Source organism: Lysobacter soli (assembly GCF_003382285.1).
Lineage (GTDB): Bacteria > Pseudomonadota > Gammaproteobacteria > Xanthomonadales > Xanthomonadaceae > Lysobacter_J > Lysobacter_J soli.
Window position 1 is genome coordinate 94,859 of record NZ_QTJR01000004.1, and the last position, 20,515, is coordinate 115,373.

Annotated in this window: 20 protein-coding genes; 8 read left to right on the plus strand and 12 right to left on the minus strand. The window is 65.0% G+C overall.

Going from position 1 to position 20,515, the window contains the following annotated elements; translation table 11 throughout:
* The first annotated feature begins 13 nt into the window (after positions 1-13).
* Positions 14-334, plus strand: a complete 321-nt coding sequence (locus DX912_RS07600) for a hypothetical protein (RefSeq protein WP_115841895.1) — start codon at positions 14-16, stop codon at positions 332-334.
* An 80-nt stretch (positions 335-414) separates the two neighbouring features.
* Here DX912_RS07600 and DX912_RS07605 read toward each other — a convergent pair whose 3' ends face one another.
* Positions 415-594: a hypothetical protein gene (locus DX912_RS07605; RefSeq protein WP_115841896.1), complete on the minus strand. Its 180-nt coding sequence runs from the start codon at positions 592-594 to the stop codon at positions 415-417.
* Positions 595-878: 284 nt separating this feature from the next.
* On the opposite strand from DX912_RS07605, the gene DX912_RS07610 reads away from it, so the two are divergent.
* Positions 879-2,129 (plus strand): threonine synthase, encoded by a 1,251-nt coding sequence (locus DX912_RS07610; RefSeq protein WP_115841897.1) that lies wholly within the window; start codon positions 879-881, stop codon positions 2,127-2,129.
* 213 nt (positions 2,130-2,342) lie between these two features.
* Complete coding sequence (locus tag DX912_RS07615) at positions 2,343-2,900, plus strand: fasciclin domain-containing protein (RefSeq protein WP_115841898.1); 558 nt, start codon at positions 2,343-2,345, stop codon at positions 2,898-2,900.
* A gap of 363 nt (positions 2,901-3,263) precedes the next feature.
* Here DX912_RS07615 and DX912_RS07620 read toward each other — a convergent pair whose 3' ends face one another.
* From DX912_RS07620 to glmS, 11 genes are all read right to left on the minus strand, one after another.
* Positions 3,264-4,670: a choice-of-anchor Q domain-containing protein gene (locus DX912_RS07620; RefSeq protein WP_115841899.1), complete on the minus strand. Its 1,407-nt coding sequence runs from the start codon at positions 4,668-4,670 to the stop codon at positions 3,264-3,266.
* A 258-nt stretch (positions 4,671-4,928) separates the two neighbouring features.
* Positions 4,929-5,921, minus strand: a complete 993-nt coding sequence (locus tag DX912_RS07625; RefSeq protein ID WP_147298588.1) for a hypothetical protein — start codon at positions 5,919-5,921, stop codon at positions 4,929-4,931.
* Positions 5,922-6,227: 306 nt separating this feature from the next.
* Positions 6,228-6,581, minus strand: coding sequence for a hypothetical protein (locus DX912_RS07630; protein WP_115841901.1), 354 nt, complete (start codon positions 6,579-6,581; stop codon positions 6,228-6,230).
* Between the two features lie 121 nt (positions 6,582-6,702).
* Positions 6,703-7,353 (minus strand): outer membrane beta-barrel protein, encoded by a 651-nt coding sequence (locus DX912_RS07635; protein ID WP_115841902.1) that lies wholly within the window; start codon positions 7,351-7,353, stop codon positions 6,703-6,705.
* A gap of 206 nt (positions 7,354-7,559) precedes the next feature.
* Positions 7,560-8,105, minus strand: coding sequence for a hypothetical protein (locus tag DX912_RS07640; protein ID WP_115841903.1), 546 nt, complete (start codon positions 8,103-8,105; stop codon positions 7,560-7,562).
* Positions 8,106-8,176: 71 nt separating this feature from the next.
* Positions 8,177-8,977 (minus strand): Imm41 family immunity protein, encoded by an 801-nt coding sequence (locus DX912_RS07645; protein ID WP_181902756.1) that lies wholly within the window; start codon positions 8,975-8,977, stop codon positions 8,177-8,179.
* A 156-nt stretch (positions 8,978-9,133) separates the two neighbouring features.
* The gene (locus DX912_RS07650; RefSeq protein ID WP_147298589.1) at positions 9,134-9,469 is read right to left on the minus strand and encodes a hypothetical protein; all 336 of its coding nucleotides are present in this window, start codon (positions 9,467-9,469) and stop codon (positions 9,134-9,136) included.
* A gap of 163 nt (positions 9,470-9,632) precedes the next feature.
* The gene (locus DX912_RS07655) at positions 9,633-10,121 is read right to left on the minus strand and encodes a hypothetical protein (RefSeq protein WP_115841906.1); all 489 of its coding nucleotides are present in this window, start codon (positions 10,119-10,121) and stop codon (positions 9,633-9,635) included.
* 125 nt (positions 10,122-10,246) lie between these two features.
* The gene (locus DX912_RS07660) at positions 10,247-10,690 is read right to left on the minus strand and encodes a hypothetical protein (RefSeq protein WP_115841907.1); all 444 of its coding nucleotides are present in this window, start codon (positions 10,688-10,690) and stop codon (positions 10,247-10,249) included.
* A gap of 1,140 nt (positions 10,691-11,830) precedes the next feature.
* Complete coding sequence (locus DX912_RS07665) at positions 11,831-12,190, minus strand: hypothetical protein (RefSeq protein WP_181902757.1); 360 nt, start codon at positions 12,188-12,190, stop codon at positions 11,831-11,833.
* Between the two features lie 172 nt (positions 12,191-12,362).
* Positions 12,363-14,195 carry a glutamine--fructose-6-phosphate transaminase (isomerizing) gene (glmS, locus tag DX912_RS07670; protein WP_115841909.1) on the minus strand — a complete coding sequence of 611 codons (1,833 nt, stop codon included), beginning with the start codon at positions 14,193-14,195 and terminating at the stop codon, positions 12,363-12,365.
* Positions 14,196-14,402: 207 nt separating this feature from the next.
* On the opposite strand from glmS, the gene DX912_RS07675 reads away from it, so the two are divergent.
* The 5 genes from DX912_RS07675 to DX912_RS07695 all read left to right on the plus strand — a co-directional run bounded on the left by DX912_RS07675 (position 14,403) and on the right by DX912_RS07695 (position 20,515).
* Positions 14,403-15,692, plus strand: a complete 1,290-nt coding sequence (locus DX912_RS07675) for an efflux RND transporter periplasmic adaptor subunit (protein WP_115841910.1) — start codon at positions 14,403-14,405, stop codon at positions 15,690-15,692.
* A gap of 67 nt (positions 15,693-15,759) precedes the next feature.
* Entirely contained in the window at positions 15,760-16,491 is a 732-nt protein-coding gene (locus tag DX912_RS07680; RefSeq protein ID WP_115841911.1) for an ABC transporter ATP-binding protein, read from the plus strand.
* 11 nt (positions 16,492-16,502) lie between these two features.
* A complete protein-coding gene (locus DX912_RS07685; RefSeq protein ID WP_115841912.1) occupies positions 16,503-17,822 on the plus strand; it encodes an ABC transporter permease in 1,320 nt (439 codons plus the stop codon).
* 15 nt (positions 17,823-17,837) lie between these two features.
* Positions 17,838-19,073 carry an ABC transporter permease gene (locus tag DX912_RS07690; RefSeq protein WP_115841913.1) on the plus strand — a complete coding sequence of 412 codons (1,236 nt, stop codon included), beginning with the start codon at positions 17,838-17,840 and terminating at the stop codon, positions 19,071-19,073.
* A 107-nt stretch (positions 19,074-19,180) separates the two neighbouring features.
* On the plus strand, positions 19,181-20,515 hold the full coding sequence (locus DX912_RS07695; RefSeq protein ID WP_115841914.1) for a sigma-54-dependent transcriptional regulator: 1,335 nt from the start codon (positions 19,181-19,183) through the stop codon (positions 20,513-20,515).

The following is a 20,515-nucleotide window of genomic DNA, read 5'->3' on the forward strand; positions in this document are numbered from 1 at the left end:
CCGGAGCACGCGCATGGACAGAAGCACCGAAGAAGCCATGTGCAGCCTGCAGGCGCAGGTACACGTCCAGGGATTGGCGCTGCGTGCGCTGGCTGCCACGCATCCGGATCCGACCGCGCTGCTGGCCGCGTGGCGGAACCTCCGGGTCGACGCCGAAACCGGACCGATCTCGGTACGCGAGCGCGACAGCGCCTACCTCGATGAACTCTGCCGGATCCGTGCGGAAGACTGGACCGCCGAGCTGGTGGATCTCACGTTGCCAAGGCTCGATGCCGCAAGGATTGCGGATTCCGACGGTAGCGTCGTCGTCCCGTTGCGCCGGCCGGAGGACTGAAAGGCTGACGCCTTCCATGCAGTCGAAGGACGCATGAGGGGCGGAGGGAGCGCAATCCCTCCGCTCCTTTCTTCAAGCCGTCAACGATCGGAGAGACGTCGCTGGCGCAGCGCCCACATGTTGTCGACCAGGTTCGGGTAACGTCGGCCGGCTGCATCCGCTCGTGCCTTGGCTGCCTTGATTTCAGCGGACGTCAATTGCTTGCGCGGCGCCTTGCCCGGCGGCGCCGGGCGTTTCCACGGGGGCTGTTTCGGCGCCATGCTCCTCACCTTCCAGACGGGCGTGCGCGCCGACGCAGGCGTGGCGCGTGGCGGTGTCATTGCCATGATGAACATCGGGCACCGCGTGCTGCTTCGGTAGTTCTACTGTTACTGCGTTGCGAGGCTGGATCAGCGCCCTTCCCTGCTTCATGTGCATGCCGCGCTGAACGCCGCCGTCGCCTTACCCCTCCACGAACGCGATTCCTTTACGAACCGGGAGCTGCGCTTGGTTGCAATCCGCGCCCCGGGCTGCGACAACGACGGACCTCCCACCGGGTTCGCCCATGTCCTACGTCCGCTGCCTTCGTGGTATCGCCTCCGGCGTCGAGTACTCCGCCGATGTACCGATGAACCTCGATCCCGTCGACGGCCGGCCGGTCGAGATGGTGCTCGACCTGGAGCGATTGGCGCGCGAGAAACCGGATGCCGCGTGGTATCGCCCGCAGCGTCGCGACCTGTGGCGCTTCGGCGCGTTGATGGCGCTCGATGCAGACGATCCGGTCGACGCCGCGCATCTGGTACCGCTCGGCGAAGGCGCGACGCCGCTGCTCGATTATTCGGCGCATCCGGTTGCGGCGAAGGCGGGCCTCGCGCTCCAGCTCAAGGACGAAGGCAAGGCGCATCCCGGCTACGGCGCGAACCCGACACAGAGTTTCAAGGACCGCGGCATGGCGATGGTCGCCGCGCAGGCACGTCGCCTGGGCCTGACCAGGCTCGCGGTGCCGACGCAGGGCAACGCCGGCGATTCGCTGGTGCGTTATGCGCTGGAGGGCGGGCTGAGTGTCGTCGTCGCGATGCCGGACGACACGCCGATGCCGATCCTCGGCGGCGTCGCAGCGGCGGCCAAGCGCCATCCCGATCGCGTGACGCTCGAACTGGTCGGCCCGACCATCCGCGAGGCCGGCGCGTTCCTCAAGGAGCGCTACATCCCCGATGGCTGGTTTTCCGTCGCGACGTTCCAGGAACCGGGCTGGCGCATCGAGGGAAAGAAGTCGCTCGGCCTCGAACTCGCCGAGCCGTTGCCGGGCGAAACGCGCTGGTCGTTGCCCGACGCGGTGATCTATCCCACCGGCGGCGGCACCGGCGTGCTGGGAATGTGGAAGGCGTGGGACGAACTTGAGGCGCTGGGCATGATCGATTCGCGACGCCCGCGCATGCTGTGCGTGCAGAGCGCACGAACGGCGCCGCTCGTGCGTGCGTTCGACGCCGGCGCAGCGGACACGACCGTCGTCGAAGCAGGCGGGACGCTGGCCGTGGGCCTCAACGTGCCCGGCGGCGTCGGCCATTTCCGCGTGCTCGACATCATCAGGCAGAGCGGCGGCGCGGCGGTGGCGGTCGATGAGGCCGACATCGAAACCGAACTCGCAGCGACGTGGCGCCGCACGCACGACTGGATCTCGCCGGAAGGCGCAGCGTGCCTCGCGGCGCTGCCGCAGTTGCTCGACCGCGGGCTCATCCACCGCGGCGAGCGCGTGGTCGCGGTGAACACCGGCTCCAGCGAGAAGTACCTGCCCACGCTGCGCCACCTGTTGTGACGACGCGGAGTTGAACAACGACTCGGCCGCGCCACTGCAACGGCGAGCGCGGCGCCTGCGTAGTTCTACTCGTCCACCCACGGAAAACGACGTGCTTCCCCGCATCGACTGCTGCTGCAACTACTGAAGCCGGGTGATCCCCTGTCGATATACCTTCGATGACGTAGCACCGACTTGCGGTTCTGCCTACGTCATCGAAGGAGCAACGACATCATGAACATCAAGAAGATCGCACTGGCCCTGACGCTCGCCGTCGGATGCACCGTAGCTGCCCATGCGGGGTCCCCCAGCGCCAATCCCACGGTCGGCGGAGCGCCGATGCTCGCCAGCAAGGACATCGTCGACAACGCGGCAAACTCCAAGGACCACACGACGCTGGTGGCCGCCGTCAAAGCCGCGGGCCTGGTCGATACGCTGAAAGGCGCGGGCCCTTTCACTGTATTCGCGCCGACGAACGCCGCATTCGACGCGCTGCCCAGCGGAGCGGTGCAATCCCTGCTTCAACCGGAAAACAAGTCCAAGCTCACCGCCGTGCTCACCTACCACGTCGTGCCGGGCAAGTTGGAAGCGGCGGCCATCGCTGCGCAGATCAAGGCCGGCGGCGGCCAGGCCGAACTGAAGACGGTGCAGGGCGAGACGCTGACGGCCCGCGCAGCTGGCGGCAAGGTCACCGTGACCGACAGCAAGGGCAACGCGGCGAACGTCACCATCGCGAACGTGTATCAGAAGAACGGCGTCATCCACGTGATCGACAAGGTGCTGATGCCCTGAAGATGCGCGCTTCCTTGCGACTCGGATGCGGACGCAGCGGGTCGCGACTCCGAAGCCACGCGAGCCACGCTCGGGCCTGACGGAGAGAATGGAATGAGCCGCCCGAGGGCGGCTCATTCGCTCGCGGCACGAGTTGCCGGCTGCCGCAGTCTGGATTGCGCGGGGCAGCGACGTGGAGGCTTCGGCTGCACATCGAGCGGCATCGTCAGCGGCGGTGCCAGTCCGGGTTGCCCACCAAGCGCGGCCCTCGCGAGAATGACCCGCCGCAGGCGGATACGGCCAGACGGCCCGGCGCAATCATCGTCAGCGAAGTTGCTCCGAACTCGAGCTGGCTTGAGCCGGTCGATGCAGTCGGCAACGCATTCACCGCTCCGTGCTGCCGATGTCCGGCGCTGCGCCTTTCACCCGGGGGAAGCCGGGACCGCGCTGGTCGTACATGCGGTCGAACAGGTTGCTCCCCTGCCCCAACACGGGGCTGTCCGCCAGCGGCAGGTGCGTGGCGGAGTAGCCGCCGTTGTCGGCCAGCGGTGCAAGTCGTGGATCAAGCGAGATGGTGTCGGCCGGCACCGGGACCAGCGGGTACTCGATGAGGTTGTGGGCGCCGACCACCGAACCGGTGGAGGCGCTGATGCCGTAGCCGACCGGGCCTGCGACGCAGCTGTTGCGCGCCACGATGGTGCTTTCCAGATGCAGCGCGTCGGCCCGCAGTGCGCCGCGTCTATCGCACGGCCGCAATGGGTCCTCCCCCTCGCCGCCGTAGATGTTCGTGACCTCCGCGTTGTAGGCGATGGTGCTGTTGTAGATGTCGAGTCTGCCCTGTGCGTAGCCCGCGCTGTTGGTGTGCGCGCGGTTGTTCGAGATCGTACTGTCGACGATGAGGTGCTTTCCGGCCGGTTCCCCCTCACCGACGGCGAAACCGCCTCCCAAGCCGTAGAGCGTCCCCCTCCAGTCGTCGCGCACCATGTTGTTGGACAGGGTCGACTTGTTGATGATGAGGTCGGAAAGTCCGGTGAGCGAGCTGACGTACAGACCGCCCCCGATCGCCCCGGCGTGATTGCGATAAATGCGCGAGTACGTGACGCTGGCGCCGCCTTCCGCCATGACGCCGCCGCCGATGTAACCCTCGTTCTGGTAGACCTGCGCGTGGTACAGCGTCACACGCCCCTGCGCGTAGATTCCGCCGCCGAAACTGTTTTCGGTGGCGCTGTTGTCGAAAACCGCACTCCAGGTCACCTCGACGTTTCCCATCGCGCTGATCCCGCCACCCCAGGCAAGCGGTCCGTCGATGAAGCCGAACGCCTCCGCGCTGCATCCGTGTACCCACGCCTGGTGCAACGCGACGTTGCCTTCGGATCTGATGCAGCCGCCGTACTCGGATATCTGGTTTTCCTGGTCGGCGATGCGGCGCCCATTGGCCACTGACACGTACTCGATGCGCAAGGTCCCCGTGCCGTCGTGCAGAAACACGCGGTCTTTGCGATTGCCGTCGATGGTGAGTGCGTAACGGGTGCGGCCGCGGATCGTGAGATCCGCCTGTGGCACCACGATCGAACCGCTGGTGAGCACGATGGCGCTGCAGCCCAGCGAGCGCAGGTCGATCACATCGCCGCTGGCGGCTGCGCCTATGGCGGCGCGCAGGCTTCCCGTGCCACTGTCACTGCAGTTGGAGACCAAGCGCATCGCCGCGTATGCCGCAGGCGTCGGGACAGCGACGCCCATCAAAATGATCAGCGTGATGGTGAACGATGCGAAGTGCCCGATGCGAACCATGGCGGTGCTCCCAAGATGCACCCCGGCCCGGGGCGCGCGCCTCGTTCGCTGTTTACGCCGACGTCGTACGCGCGGAGTGAAGTCCGTTTGCCTGTAGCCCACGCCGTGACGTATTCAGATGAGGACGTGATTCAGCTTCCGTGAGCCGCGCGACGAACGGTCGTGCGGGATGCGGACTCAGCGGGAGGTGCGGTAACCACCCTGACTCGAATGCGACGGACGTAGAAGCACGTGTCGTCCCGGAGCACGGGGAACGAATTACTTCCACCAGACGTTGTTTTGCGGCAGCCGATCGGCGCACGTGCCAGCAAGCGACGTCTGTGCGTAAGGTGGGACATGGTCGGCGCGGCCCAGGTCGTGGTAGGACAGTTGCCGCATGACCTCAGCGAACGACGGGGCGCGGTAGACTCCCGACCATCCCAGCAGTGCGGCCTCCATTTCGCCATCCGACGTCCGGACCTGCGGAAAGAGCACGATCTGCTCATACAGGCTATCGCCGTACTTCCCGACCACGATGGCGTCAGCGAAGTAGCTCGATCGCAGCACCACGCTGTCCTGGTCCACGCCATAGACGAAGTATGTTTCGTCGCTCGCATGAAGCGGATGCGCATGCGCGATCCGCACTCCCTCCGGATCCAGGCGCGCCACCGTGTCGATGGCGTCGATGGACAGCAGGCCGGTTTTCCGCGACAGCTCGGACCAGGATGCGTCGGGTTGGGCAGCGGTGAGAAAATCGACGTACGACCGTGGCAACTCAACGCCAAGCGCACGCTCGCGCGCCTTGATACGCGCGGAAAGGGACACGTCCGGACTGCCCTGGCCCTTCGCGATCAACGCAGGCCCCATGTCGTCGCGCCCTTGCCGTGCCTTGCTCGCGTCGCGATCCCAGCATGAAAGGAAATCGCGCCATTGCGCTACCGACGCTGCATAGCCGGAGTCACGTGCGATCGTGGTCGTGCGTCCACGGCCCTCCGTGGGCACGGCGGACGTTCCCGGACAACCTGCCAGCAGGAGCACGATTGTCAACGAGGCGAGGCCCGCCATGGAAACTCGGGCAGGGGGCTGCAGTTTGTACTTTTCCATCGCGTTGGACGTCCTGCTCGATTCCGACTCCGTACGACCGCGGTTCCAGCATCCGCTTTGCTCCAGGCGGTCCTTTTGCGCACCGCGCCGGAACTCCTGCTTGTTCAGCAGCGCCAACAGGCAAAGCGCCACGAAGTGCGACGGTGCAATCCATGCGAACTTCAACATCGCGTGCACCGTACGGCGCCCCCCCCGCCGAGCCGCCAGATTAACGGACATCCTCCGGCACGTCATGATCGCTCCTGTCGGATCGCATCCTGTCATTGCGGGGTTGCGATCCGCCGGATAACAGATTGGTCCCCGCCAAGCAGACCTTGAGGCTGATCCACCCTGTCATTTCCGCTACGGACCAATCGCCACACTAGCAGCCCCGCCGTCTGTCCGAACGTCCGAACCGCCCCTAACGGCCAGGCGTCATCAGCGAGTCCTGGGTTCCGCGCTATCGATCGACAGGCGTTGGGTCGCGAACGGCGCTTACGAGTCTTCGCTGTTTGCGCCTGCGGATTCGGGCCGGATCAGCGCGACGATTCCCCCTGCCACTGCAAAGATCCCGCCGAGGGTGAAGAACAGCACGCGCGCCGAGAACCCCACCGCATCCGCCGCCTTCTCGCAATCGTGTATGCGGGGAGCTCGACCGCAAGTGACGCGCCCGGTCTGGATGGCCTCGTCGGCGTAAGCCAGCAGGACGATGCCGAGCGCCACGAATCCCACGAACCCCAACAACCGTTTGGCCGGGGTCATGGTCACCTCGACACGCGTGCGCAACATGTAGAAGACCGACGCGGGCACGCCGAAGACAATCAGGACCACGAACAAACCACTATCCATGCGAGCAGAGCTCCATCGCGCGTGGCATGCGGCCAGAGGCCGTGCCGGGTGGAAGCGGACTTTAGCACCGCTGACCGTTCATTCCATTGGACGCTATCGGCCAAGAGCGGATATCACGAGATCAGAAGCTGGCACGAAGCCCCACACGATAGCGTCGCAACTCGTTCGACTCTTCCCATTCGGCCACCACGCCCCATGTACCGGTAAAGCGGTACTGCGCTCCAAGCGCTCCGATGAAGTGGTCCCGAAAATCGTCGCTGTCGCGATACCCGACCTTGATCCAGCCCTCGATGCGCTCGCTCGCTCCGCGCAGTCCGACTGTCGCTGAAGTGCCGTCGAGGTCGCGCCATGAAAGATGGGTGGCTTCCCCACCGTCCACCGTGAAGGTAATGTCCCGATCGATGTTGAAGTAGGTCAGCTCACCTACGAAATCGAGCCTCTCGCCCATCGGCGCGTGGACTCCCAGACCTGCTTCTGTCGCACGCTGCTCCATCTTCGTGTGCGTCTGGAACGGATCCAAAGACCCCAGGACAACGGTGTGGTGCGACGTGTCATCACGCTCGGCGTAGCTGCCAAAGACAAAAAGCGAGGGGGTCAGCGCGTAAGAGCCGCGTAGGTACGCCCCACTCGGGTCCTGTGCGCCGAGCGTCTCAGCGCTCTGATCGACGCGGTCAAAGCCTCCCTCTACATAGGTGTACGTCAGCCCGCCGGCCACCGCTCCCGACATCGGGATAACCGCCAGCAAAGCCACGCACGCAAGCGCCTTCTCCATTGCACTCCCCCTGTCCTTGTTGTCGACGTGAACGCAGACGCATCACGGTTATCCGCCTTCCCCCGGACCTGCCGGCAGATGTCGGCCAAGCGGGAAGCAGACATCAGCAGCCCGGCCGCCGGCCATTCCACGCGAACGTCTGCTGTCGCCCGGACGTTCGGACATCTAGCACATGCCCTTGTGCGTGGATACAACTCGCAGCCCGCTCACACCAAGGGCCTCGTCCGGGACGGCGTGTCTGGAAGAGCGGCTCCGCACGTCGGGCAGAACTTTGCGTCCCGGAGACCTCTGTGGCCTCTCGGGCACGTCGCGCCGCGCAGCATCCACGGTCGGCGATACGCCGTGAGCAGGACGCCGAAGCCGGCGGCGTAGAAGAGCATCCAGTGACCGGAGGAGCCGCGAAGTGTGGCCGGCGCAAGTGCGTCGCTTTGCTGCTTGTGCCCGGCCTCACCATTGAATGCGGAGAAAAAGTTGAGAAATGCGTAGGCGAACAAGACCAGCAGGAATCCGCGGAACCAGGCCGGGCAGCCGGAAAGCAGTGGCCCCCAGCTCATGAAGCCGCGCTGACCTTGGCTGATGCGAATCGCAAGAAAGACAACCGGAAACCAGATGACGAAGACCCCCACGTGCAACGCGAACACCGCATTGCCACCAGGGGGCACCACGCCGGTGAGCGCAACGATATGCACCAGCGCGCTGCAGAGAAATCCGATTGCTGAGACTGCCAACAAGGGAACCAGGAGTGCGGCCATCGACCCTCCCCGGTCAGATGCGCTGAAGCCAAGTCTATTCAAGGAGCGACATTGCCTGGAGCGCCTTGTACTTACAGAGTGCCGCCAATAGCGAGATGGAATGGAATTCCAACAAGCGTCAGCATCAATACCCACACAGCGCTTGCGAGCGGTGCGATCAGGATACGGCCGATGACACGCGATGCACCTGCCTGCTCGCCGAACAACGGCAAACCTGCCCACAGAAATCCAACGCACACGGCGAGCAGCAAGGCGCTGGCGATGAATATGTTTGCGCGGCCGGCGACATTCAGTGCAAACGCCACGTATGCGTAGACCAGCGCTCCCCAGAGCAGCAAGGCGCCGATTCCCACCATGAGAAAGCGCGCCCTGGGTGCGCTCGATCCAATACTCACAGCCAAAGGGGGCCTCCTGAAGCAAAGGCAATACGCACAGCGCGGGAACCCCGATGTCCGCTTTGGCTCGTAAGCGGACATTAGCAGCCCGGCAGCCGGACGCCCCAGCCGAACGTCCGCTATCGGCCAGGAGCGGACATCTGGCATCTGCTGAGAGAAGAATCCCTCGAACACGAGGTCGAATCGCTCCCTCGCTTCCAGCAGTCCTTCAGCGTCGATGCCATCCATCACATAGATGTCCTTCGGATCGTAATGCGCGACAAAGAGCGAGACTGTCGCGCTGAAAAGACGGAAAACGCGCCAACGCAGCTCCGCGTCCGAGTCGGCGGCAGCTGCAAGCTGAAACAGCGCCCACTCCACCTTCCAGTATTCGTCCTGCGACCAGGTCGCATCTTCGTACAGCCGCGACCTGAACGAGGTCGTTTCGAACTCACCGGACGCGGGGTGGTTCTTCGAAATTATCGAGCGGGCGTCCATTGCATCCGACTGCATCTTGAGATGGCTCCGATCTATCCAACGCGACTACGAGCAGATGTACGTTTTGGGTCGAAAGCGGACATTAGCGGCGCGGCCGTCAACAGTTCTGTCCGAACGTCTGCTATCGGCCAGAAGCGGACATTTCCTGCTTGGCGATCAGCGGCTGACCGTGATGGGGTTGAGCTTGTCGCCTTGCTTGTAGAACGCAGGCAACCCGGCAGCACGAGCGATGATCGCGACATCGACAATGTCTTGAACGGTGGCATCGTCGCCGTACAGCAGGACGACCGAGGTGACGCCCTCAGACGCCTTGGCTGCACGAATCGCATCGCCCATACGGTCAGGGGTGTAGTTCCGTCCTCGCCACGAGAACTCGTCGCCTGGCATCGCTGAAATCTCGGCGGGAACGTCGCCTGCGTATGTCGCCGGCTTCGGGACAGATGCACACGCAGCCAAGAAAGCCGAAGCCGCGACAATCGCTATCCGTTTCATGATTCCCTCCCCTGTCGCCCAAGATGCCCGAAGCGAGATCTTCAGTGTCCGCTTTGGGTCGGAAGCGGACCTTAGCAGCCCGGCTGCCGGCCGTCCCGGGCGAACGTCCGCTATCGGCCAGAAGCGGACAATTCGAATGCTCCTGGCGGCAGAGGTCACAAACTCAAGTTGCTGACCAGGTTTCACCGCGCTCGATGGTGTCGTCAGGTTGGCGATCTTCGAGTCGAACCTCTGGCGGTGCCCCAGAAAAGACCTGTAGGACCAGCTCCTCCGTCCACACTAGCCACTCGGAGAACTCTCCTCGAAACTCGTCGATGGCGGTTAGCGAGTTCCCCGCGAAGTCCCGGAACGAAGATGCCGTTACGCGTCGAAGAAACCGGCCTTCCTCTATTTCAAGCTTGGGGTCCTCGGCATCGTAGCCTTCGGCGTACGTCAGGACGGCCCTGACATCGTTGAAGACAATCGTGGCGCACCTGCTAGAACGCTCAACGGTGACCGGAAAGTAAGGGCCTAGCGTTTGATCTCCAATCTGGACGGGTAGCCGCTCAGTCCCCTTTATCCCTTCCGCAAGGCGAATGACGAGTGAGCCATACGGGCCTTGCTGGTAAGACTCCAAGAACCAGGTGTGTGCGCTGTTGAGGAGTTTATTCATGGGGCCAAGCTATCAAATCGGCCGCCCAAACGAATGTCCGCTTTGGGTCGAAAGCGGACATTAGCATCCGATCCAGCCTCGACCTGCTCCCAGTGTCCGCTAACGGCCAGAAGCGGACGCTGGCTTCAAAGACGGGTGACCATTCCACCGCCGCGCTCGAACTGTTCCCGGGATTCCGTTGAAGCCTTCTCCGCAAAGGAACCCGGAGTGAAGATGTCGCGGTAGAGCAGTCGTGGTGAGCGATACGTTTTCAGAAAGTCCTGGAACGAAACCCCGGCTGCAGGACGCTCATCTCGCTCGACGGATACCAGCCAAGGAACACGCAGGTCGTGTCTGCCGAGAATGGCGTTAACACGAGCCTCCACGCCGATGTACGGCGGTTCCCCTCCCCCCGCTGCTTGAACTTCATCGACAGTGAACGTCGTCACGACGACCTCGGGTCGCTCAACACTGGTCAGGGAAACCCAGCCGCTGGTAGCCATGTCTGTGTCTGCGGTGAACTGAACCGCAGGGAATAGCTTGCCGTTTGACTGAGATTGCAGCCAGATGATGGTGTCGTAGATCGCCATCCTTCCTCATTCGCGCTCGGTAGCCTGAGCGTCCGCTTTGGGTCGAAAGCGGACATTAGCAGCCCGGCTGCCGGCCGTCCCGCCGAACGTCTGCTATCGGCCAGAAGCGGACTTCGCGAGCGCCGATGAATCCGGACTATGCCCTGGACTCGGCTACCTGTTAGGTAGCTGCGCACTCGATGCCTCGCAACCGAAGAGCCCTGCAGAGCGAATCAAGCCTAGCCTCGGAGTCGTCATCCGCTACGAAGTAGCGGCCATCCTAAAGTGAGCGTAATCCGGAATCGAACGCAAACACTGGAGTGTCGTAGTTGCGAATCGAACCCTCCAGGTAATAGTTGAAGTCGCTTTCGCTCCGCCCGTTGGAATACACACACTGCAGGCGGGAGAGCCATCTACCGAACGCCAGGTTGACCTTCTGCAAGGACGGGAACCGCCGGAGCGGTGTGGACAAGAAGTGCGCCTCACCTACAGTCCAAAGCTCGCCGCGCCTAGCGCGCGGGAGGAAAATCGTGACTATGGGCGAAGAGCGCTCGTCGATGTTTCCGCTCCCCTGATATGCAAGCGGCCCTTGGGCGGAGAAGTAGAGAACGATCCCTCTATCCGTACGCGCCTCGACTGGAGCTTCGTCTAGCGAGCGGAACCACTCAAGAACTTCGGAAGGCTGGGACGGGTCTGCGATGAATCTATGAGTAGTACCCATGCTCTCAACGATCTCGGCTGCTTTAGTAAAGCTTACCGCGCCCCCCTGTGGACGTTCGCTTCGGGCGGTAGCGGACATTCACCTAGGGGGGCGGCGGCGTTGGAACAGCCAGACCGTCAGGCCGACTAGGAATAGCGCGCAGACACCAAGCGCATAGGAGAACAACAGGAGTTGAGTGCCAACGCGACAGTACTGTTCGGCGTGCTTGAGCGAGGTGGGGCCACACGCGCCGAACCGAAGGGAAGCGGTGGAGACTGCTGATAGGAAAACGTAGGCCGCGGCAAGAGCGGTGGCGACTGATGCGGCGCCGAACAACAAAAGTCGGAATGCGGAACGTCATTCTGGCGACTCCAATTGAGATCAACCTTGCATGCACCGTCCGCTATCGGCCAGAAGCGGACATCGGCCGCCGAGGTCGTCACGTACCCAGCAAGGAATGGTCACCGTACGAAGTCGGCGAACTCCCTATACACCCCATCCCCAATGACACATTCCTTTGCCCCTGTCGATTCGTCGATGGCGGTGAGAGTGAAGGTCAATCCACTTTCTCCTTCCTCCAGGTACTTCAGGAGGTACGAGAACGACGAGCGCACGGCATAGTCAGCCACTGCCATGGCTTTCTCCTGCTCTTCGACGCTTAGCCCGCGCAGCACTTCATGTATGGGAAGGCTGTACCGAGTCTCGCGCAGAAACTTGTCTGGTTCGCTCAGCCAGGCGCGCAGTACTTCTGGGCCAGAGTCCCGCGCATCCAGGAGGATGGTCTTGAACCTGTCGGTGATCTCTTCTGCTTCGTTAGCCATCTCACCACCGTCCATATGATGACTTCGCCAGATAGTTCCGTCCGTTCTCTTCCGTTGCCTCGGTCGGCACGAAATGTCCGCTTTGGGTCGAAAGCGGACATTAACATCCCGCCAAAAAGAAAACGGCCCTCGCAAAGGAGGGCCGTTCCCAAGCACCGCATTCGGTCCGGCGTTACTCCACCGTCACCGACTTCGCCAGGTTACGCGGCTTGTCCACGTCGGTACCGCGCGCCAGTGCGGCGTGGTACGCCAGCAGCTGCACGGGGATGGCATGCACCACCGGCGACAGCACGCCGACGTGGCGCGGGGCGCGGATCACGTGCACGCCTTCGGACGGGCCGAACTGGCTGTCCTCGTCGGTGAAGACGAACAGCTCGCCGCCGCGGGCGCGCACTTCCTGCATGTTGGACTTCACCTTCTCCAGCAGGGTGTCGTTGGGGGCGATGACCACCACCGGCATGGCGGCATCCACCAGCGCGAGCGGGCCGTGCTTGAGTTCGCCGGCCGGGTAGGCCTCGGCGTGGATGTAGGAGATTTCCTTGAGCTTGAGCGCGCCTTCCAGTGCGATGGGGTAATGCACGCCGCGGCCGAGGAACAGCGCGTGCTGCTTGGGCGCGAAACGCTCGGCCCAGGCGGTGACCTGCGGTTCCAGGTTCAGCGCGTGCTGCACGCTGCCGGGCAGGAAGCGCAGCGCGTCCAGGTACTGGCCTTCCTGCTCCACGCTCAGGCGGTTCTGCAACTTGGCCAGCGTGGCGGCCAGCGTGAACAGCGCCACCAGCTGCGTGGTGAACGCCTTGGTGGACGCCACGCCGATCTCGGCGCCGGCGCGCGTGTAGTACACCAGCCGGCTGGCGCGCGGGATGGCGCTTTCGGGCACGTTGCAGATGGACAACGTGCGGTCGTGGCCCAGCGACTTGGCGTACTTCAGCGCTTCCATCGTGTCGAGGGTTTCGCCCGACTGCGAGATGGTGACGATGAGGTGCTTCGGGTTGGCGACGGCCTTGCGGTAGCGGTACTCGCTGGCGATTTCGACCGAGCACGGCAGGCCGGAGATGGCTTCGATCCAGTAACGCGCGGTGAGGCCGGCGTAGTAGCTGGTGCCGCAGGCGAGGATCTGCACGCCTTCCACGTCGCGCAGGACGTTTTCGGCATCGGCGCCGAACAGCAGCGCGTTGAACGCGTTGGCGTCCATCACCGCCTCGATGGTGTCGGCGATGGCGCGCGGCTGCTCGTGGATTTCCTTCTGCATGAAGTGGCGGTACGGGCCCAGCTCCAGCGAGGCGAGCGAGACGTCGGACACGTGCACTTCGCGTTCGATGGCGACGCCGCTGGCGTCGAACACGCGCACGGACTCGCGCGTGACTTCGGCGGTGTCGCCTTCTTCCAGGAAGATCACCTGGCGGGTGGCCTGCAGGATCGCGGACACGTCGCTGGCGATGAAGTTCTCGCCTTCGCCCAGGCCCACCAGCAGCGGGCAGCCCATGCGCGCGGCGATGAGGCGGCCGGGTTCGCGCTTGCTGACCACGGCGATGGCGTAGGCGCCCACGAGTTCGTGCACGGCTTTCTGCACGGCGGCCAGGAGGTCGGCGCCTTGCGACTGGTGGAAGTGGATCAGGTGCGCGATGACCTCGGTGTCGGTCTGCGACTCGAAGTCGTAGCCGCGGGCGCGCAGGGCTTCGCGCTGCTCGTCGTGGTTTTCGATGATGCCGTTGTGCACCACGGCCAGCTCGCCGAAGGAGACGTGCGGGTGCGCGTTGGCTTCGGTCACGCCGCCGTGCGTGGCCCAGCGGGTGTGGCCGATGCCGAGCCGGGCGTGGAAGCCTTCGGACTGGGCGGCCGTTTCCATCTCCGACACGCGGCCGGTGCGGCGCACGCGGCGGACCTGTTCACCGTCCAGCACGGCAATGCCGGCAGAGTCGTAGCCGCGGTATTCCAGGCGCTTGAGGCCTTCGATCAGCACCGGCACCACGTCGCGATCGGCGATCGCTCCCACAATTCCGCACATGCAGCCGTACTCCTGATTCGAAGGGGATTTCCGGAAAGGAAAACAGTTTAGCGGGAGGTACGCGAAGGCCGCTGTACGGCGGACACGGAACTGTCCGCGCGGACACTCCGGACAGGTCTTGGCGCGCGCAAGTGGTTGAATCCAAAGGGGCGCGAGGTTGGCACGCGATCTGCGTATTCAGGTGAGCTTCCATCACCAGACGACCGCATGATCCGCGACACCTCCGCCCAAGACCGCGTCCTCGCCGCGCCCCCCGCGAACCCGCGCCGCAAGCAGCTGCTCATCGGCGGCGGCGTGGCGGCCCTGCTCCTGGTGGCGCTGAGCGTGCCGACGCTGGGTCGCTGGCTGGGCGCCGGGCAGTCGGTCAGCGGCGAGCGACTGCGCACGGCCGAAGTGCATCGCGGCACGCTGGTGCGGGATGTCTCGGTGCAGGGCCGCATGGTCGCGGCCGTCAGCCCGACGCTGTACGCGCCGGCCGCCGGCACGGTGACGCTGAAGGTGCGCGCCGGCGACACCATCAAGCAGGGCCAGACGCTGGCGGTGATCGACAGCCCCGAGCTGCGCAGCAAGCTGGTGCAGGAGCAGTCCACGCTGGCGAGCCTGCAGGCAGAGGCCAGCCGCGCCGCGCTCGACGCGCAACTGGCGCGCTCCACGGCGCAGAAGGCGCTGGACCAGGCGGAGATCGACCGCACCGCCGCGCTGCGCGACCTGGAACGCAGCCAGAAGGGTTTCGACGGCGGCGCGGTGTCGAGCATCGAAGTGGCCCGGGCGCAGGACACGCTGAAGAAGGCCGACATCGGCCTGACGCACGCGCAGCACGACTACGGCCTGCAGGATCGCGGCGCCGGGCTGGACACGCGCAACAAGCACCTGCTCGCCCAGCGCCAGCAGGCGATCGTCGACGAGTTGCAGCGCCAGGTGGACGAACTCAACATCCGCTCGCCCGTGGACGGCATGGTCGGCACGGTGAACATCACCGACCGCACGGTGGTGCCGCTCAACCAGCCGCTGCTGGTGGTCGTGGACCTTCGCGAGCTGGAAGTCGAACTCCCGGTGCCGGAGAGCTACGCCGACGACCTGCGCCTGGGCATGGGCGCGGAGATCAGCTACGGCGGGCAGAAGTACAACGGCGTGCTGCAGTCGGTGTCGCCGGAAGTGGTGAACGGCCAGGTCATGGCGCGCCTGCGCTTCGCCGATCAGCAGCCCGACAACAAGCGCCCCACCGGCCTTCGCCAGAACCAGCGCGTGAGCACGCGCGTGATGATCGAGGAGAAGCCGAACGTGCTGATGGTGCAGCGCGGCCCGTTCCTCGACACCGGCGGCGGCCGCGTCGCCTACAAGCTCGATGGCGACACCGCGATCAAGACCGCGATCACCACCGGCGCCAGCAGCCTGTCCGACGTGGAAGTGCTTTCGGGCCTGAAGCCCGGCGACCGCATCGTGATTTCCGACACCACCGCGTTCAACGGCGCGGACGAAGTGATGGTCAACGATTGACCTGCTTCACGCATCCCACCCTTTCCGCATCACCGCACGCACGAACAGAACGACCCAGGAGCCCGCCATGTTGAAGATGACCCACCTGAGCAAGGTTTACCGCACGCACATGATCGAGACGCACGCGCTGCGCAGTTTCGACATCCACGTGCGCGAAGGCGAGTTCGTCGCCGTCACCGGGCCGTCGGGCTCGGGCAAGACGACGTTCCTCAACATCGCCGGCCTGCTGGAGGACTTCAACGACGGCGATTACCTGCTCGACGGCGTATCGGTGAAGGGCCTGGACGACAACGCGCGTTCGCGCCTGCGCAACGAGAAGATCGGCTTCATCTTCCAGGGCTTCAACCTGATTCCCGACCTGAACCTGTTCGACAACGTCGACGTGCCGCTGCGCTATCGCCGCATGGGCGCGGGCGAGCGCAAGGAGCGCATCGAGCACGCACTGGGGCGCGTGGGGTTGTCGTCGCGCATGAAGCACTACCCGTCGGAACTGTCCGGCGGCCAGCAGCAGCGCGTGGCGATCGCACGTGCGCTGGCCGGTTCGCCGCGCCTGCTGCTTGCCGACGAACCCACCGGCAACCTCGATTCGCTGATGGCGCGCGGCGTGATGGAACTGCTGGAGGAGATCCACGCGCAGGGCACCACGATCGTGATGGTGACGCACGATCCGGAACTGGCCGCGCGTTCGCAGCGCAACGTGCACATCATCGACGGCCAGGTGACCGACCTGGACGACGCGCCGCGCCTGGGCGGTGAAGTGCACGCCGCCGCGCACTCCGCCACCGTCACGGCCGGCTGAGGAACGCACCCATGTTCACCTACTACCTGCGACTGGCGGCCATCTCGCTCAAGCGGAACCGCATCCTCACCGCGCTGATGGTCGCGGCCATCGCGCTGGGCATCGGCATGTCGATGACCTCGATGACCGTGCTGCACATGATGGGAAGCAACCCGATGTCCTACAAGGACGAACAGGTGCGCCGCGTGCAGCTGGACAACTGGGACGTCAACGAACCCTGGGACGAGGATTACCCGACCGAACCGCCGGAGCTGATGACCTACCAGGACGCCAACAACCTGGTGAACGCGCACAAGGCCGAGCACGAGGCGGCGTTCTTCCCCAACGTGCTTCCGCTGGAACCGGAGAAGCGCGAGATCAAGCCGTACATGGTCGAAGCGCTGTTCACCACGTCGGGCTTCTTCCCGATCTTCGAGCCGCCCTTCCGCTACGGCACCGGCTGGACGCCGGCCGAAGACCGCAGCGCCGCGCGCGTGGCGGTGATCGATGCGGAGACGAACGACAAGCTCTTCGGCGGCGAGAACAGCGTCGGCCGCAAGGTGCGCCTGGGCGGCGAGGACTTCACCGTCGTGGGCGTGCTCGACAAATGGCGCCCGACGCCGCGCGTGTACCACGTCTCCAACGGCGCCTTCAACGATCCGCAGTCGGTGTTCGTGCCGTTCTCGTTCGGCATCGAGAAGAAGCTCAACAGCAACTCGAACAACAGCTGCTACAAGGATTCCGAACCCGGTTACGAAGGCCTGCTGGCGTCGGACTGCATCTGGATCGACATGTGGGTGCAGGTCAAGGATGAAGCCGATGCGCAGCGATACCTGGGCTTCCTCAACGACTACGTCGGCGAGCAGAAGAAGGCCGGCCGTTTCGCGCGTCCGGTGAACAACCGCGTGTACACGGTGTCCGAATTCCTGCAGGCGCAGCGCGTGGTGGGTCGCGACGTCCGCACGCAGGTGTGGCTGGCGTTCGCGTTCTTCGCCGTGTGCCTGATCAACACCGTGGGCCTGCTGCTGGCGAAGTTTATGGGCAAGGCGCCGGAAATCGGCCTGCGTCGCGCGGTGGGCGCGAGCAAGCCGGCGGTGTTCGCGCAGTACCTCACCGAATCGGGACTGGTCGGCATCGCCGGCGGCCTGCTCGGACTGGTGCTGACGGGGCTCGGATTGCTGGCGCTGCGCAAGCTCTATGCAGGCACATCGATCGAACGGCTGGCCGAACTGGACTGGGTGATGGTCGGCCTGTCGTTGCTGATCGCGCTGGTCGCCAGTCTGATCGCCGGCCTCTATCCGACGTGGCGCGCCTGCCAGGTGCAGCCGGCCACGCAGTTGAAGACGCAGTAAGCCGAGGACACCACCATGGAATTCCGACCGATCCTCAACGCGCTCATGCGCAACAAGACCGGCCTGCTGCTGATCGCGCTGCAGGTCGCCATCACGCTGGCCATCGTGTGCAACAGCGTCTTCATCATCCTGCAGCGCATCGAGAAGGTGAACCGTCCCAGCGGCATGGACGAGAAGGCGCTGTTCACCATCACCAGCCTCGGCTTCGCACCGGACTTCGACCTGCGCGGCAGCCTGCGCCAGGACCTGGACGCGCTGCGTTCGATTCCTGGCGTGATCGATGCGACCACGATCAACTCCGTGCCGCTGTCCAACGGCGGCTGGAGCGAAGGCATCGCGACGCTTCCGGAAAGCGCGCCGGAAGACCAGCGCAAGAACACGCCGACCTCGATCTACATCGTCGACGACCACGGCGTGAACACGCTGGGCGTGCACCTGGTGGCCGGCCGCAACTTCACCGCCGACGACGTGAGCTACCGCAGCCGCGACGACAAGGGCACGCCGAATTCGGTGATCGTCACGCAGGCGCTGGCCGAGCAGCTGTACCCCGACGGCAACGCGCTGGGCAAGCCGATCTACAGCGGCCTGGGCGGCAAGGGGTCGTCGAGCACGATCGTGGGCATCGTCGAACGCCTGCAGGCGCCGTGGGTGGGCTGGGACAAGGTCGAGCACGCGCTGCTGGTGCCGCAGTACCAGGACGGCGAGTTCGACAACTCCGCGCGTTACCTCATCCGCACCGATGCGGCGCGTCGCGACGAGATCATGAAGGAAGCCGAACGCAAGCTGGGCGAGATCAACACCGGGCGCATCGTGCGCGGCCTGCAATCGGTGGAGGAAGTGCGCGGCGAAAGCTATCGCCAGGACCGCGCGATGACCATCGTGCTGACCACGGTGATCTTCTCGCTGCTCGCGGTGACGGGGCTTGGCATCGTCGGCATGGTCAGCTTCTGGGTGACGCGCCGCGTGAAGCAGATCGGCACGCGTCGTGCGCTGGGCGCGCGCCGCTTCGACATCCGCCGCTACTTCATGATCGAGAACGTGATCGTGGTGGGCGTGGGCATCGCGCTCGGCCTGCTGCTCACCTACGGCTTCAACCTGTGGCTGATGAAGCACTACGAACTGCCGCGCCTGGCGTGGTACTACGCGCCGCTGGGTGCGCTGACCGTGCTGCTGCTCGGCCAGCTGGCCGTGTTCGGCCCGGCCACGCGCGCCTCCCGCGTCTCGCCGGCGGTGGCCACGCGTACGGTGTGATCGCCGGACGCCGTGCGTCCGCAGGAACCTCGTAACCGGCGGCGGCCGTCCCCACTCTCTCCGGGACGGCCGCCGCGTCATGTCGGCCCACTGCTACCCTAAGGCTCATGCGGACCATCCTCGTCATCGACGACAACCACGCGGTGCACGTCGCGCTGGACGTGCTGTTCTCGCTGGCCGACCTGCGCGTGCTCAGCGCGGAGTCGCCGGACGAAGGCCTGCAACTGCTCGAACGCGAAACCATCGACCTGGTGATCCAGGACATGAACTTCACCGCCGACACCACGTCCGGCGAGGAAGGCATCGCGTTGTTCCGCACGATCCGCGACCGCTTCCCCGACCTGCCGATCATCCTGCTCACCGCGTGGACGCGGCTGGAGTCGGCGGTCGCGCTGGTGAAGGCCGGCGCCGCCGATTACCTCGGCAAGCCGTGGGACGACCACAAGCTGATGACCACGGTCACCAACCTGCTGGAGCTGGGTGAGGCGAACCGCGCGCTCGCGCAGCATCGTGATGGCGAACGCCGTCGCCGGCAGGAACTGGAGCGCCAGTACGATCTGCGCGGCGTCGTGTTCGCCGATCCCGCAAGCGAACGCGTCGTGAGCCTGGCGTGCCACGTCGCGCGGGCCGACGTGCCGGTGCTCATCGCCGGCCCGAACGGCGCCGGCAAGGAGCGCATCGCCGAGATCATCCAGGCCAATTCGTCGGTGCGCGAAGGCCCGTACGTGACACTCAACTGCGGCGCGTTGCCGTCGGAGCTGATCGAAGCCGAACTGTTCGGCGCCGAAGCCGGTGCCTACACCGGCGCCAACAAGTCGCGCGAAGGCAAGTTCGAAGCGGCCGATGGCGGCACGCTGCTGCTGGACGAGATCGGCAACCTGCCGCCGGCCGGGCAGATGAAGCTGCTACGCGTGCTCGAAACCGGCCGCTTCCAGCGCCTGGGGTCCAACCGCGAGCGGCAGGTGAAAGTGCGCGTGATCGCCGCCACCAACGCCGACATTCCCGCGATGATCCGCGCCGGCACCTTTCGCGAAGACCTGTATTACCGCCTCAACGTGATCGAACTGCGCGTGCCGCCGCTGGCCGAGCGTCGCGGCGACATCCTGCCGCTGGCCGAGCACTTCCTCGAAGGCCGCCGTCGCCTCAGCGACGCCGCGCGCGGCGCGCTGCTGCGGCATGCGTGGCCGGGCAACGTGCGCGAGATGAAGAACGCGATCCAGCGTGCGCTGCTGCTGGGTTCGGCCGATGTCATCGACGCGGAGGAGCTCGGCCTCGCAGCGTCGCCGCCCGCGCCGCGCACGCACGATGGCGAACCCGGTCGCGACGACATCGAAGCCGCGCTGCAACGCGCCGGCGGCGTGATGAGCCAGGCGGCGGCGGACCTCGGCCTGAGCCGTCAGGCGCTGTATCGCCGGCTGGACAAGCTCGGCATCGCGCGGTGA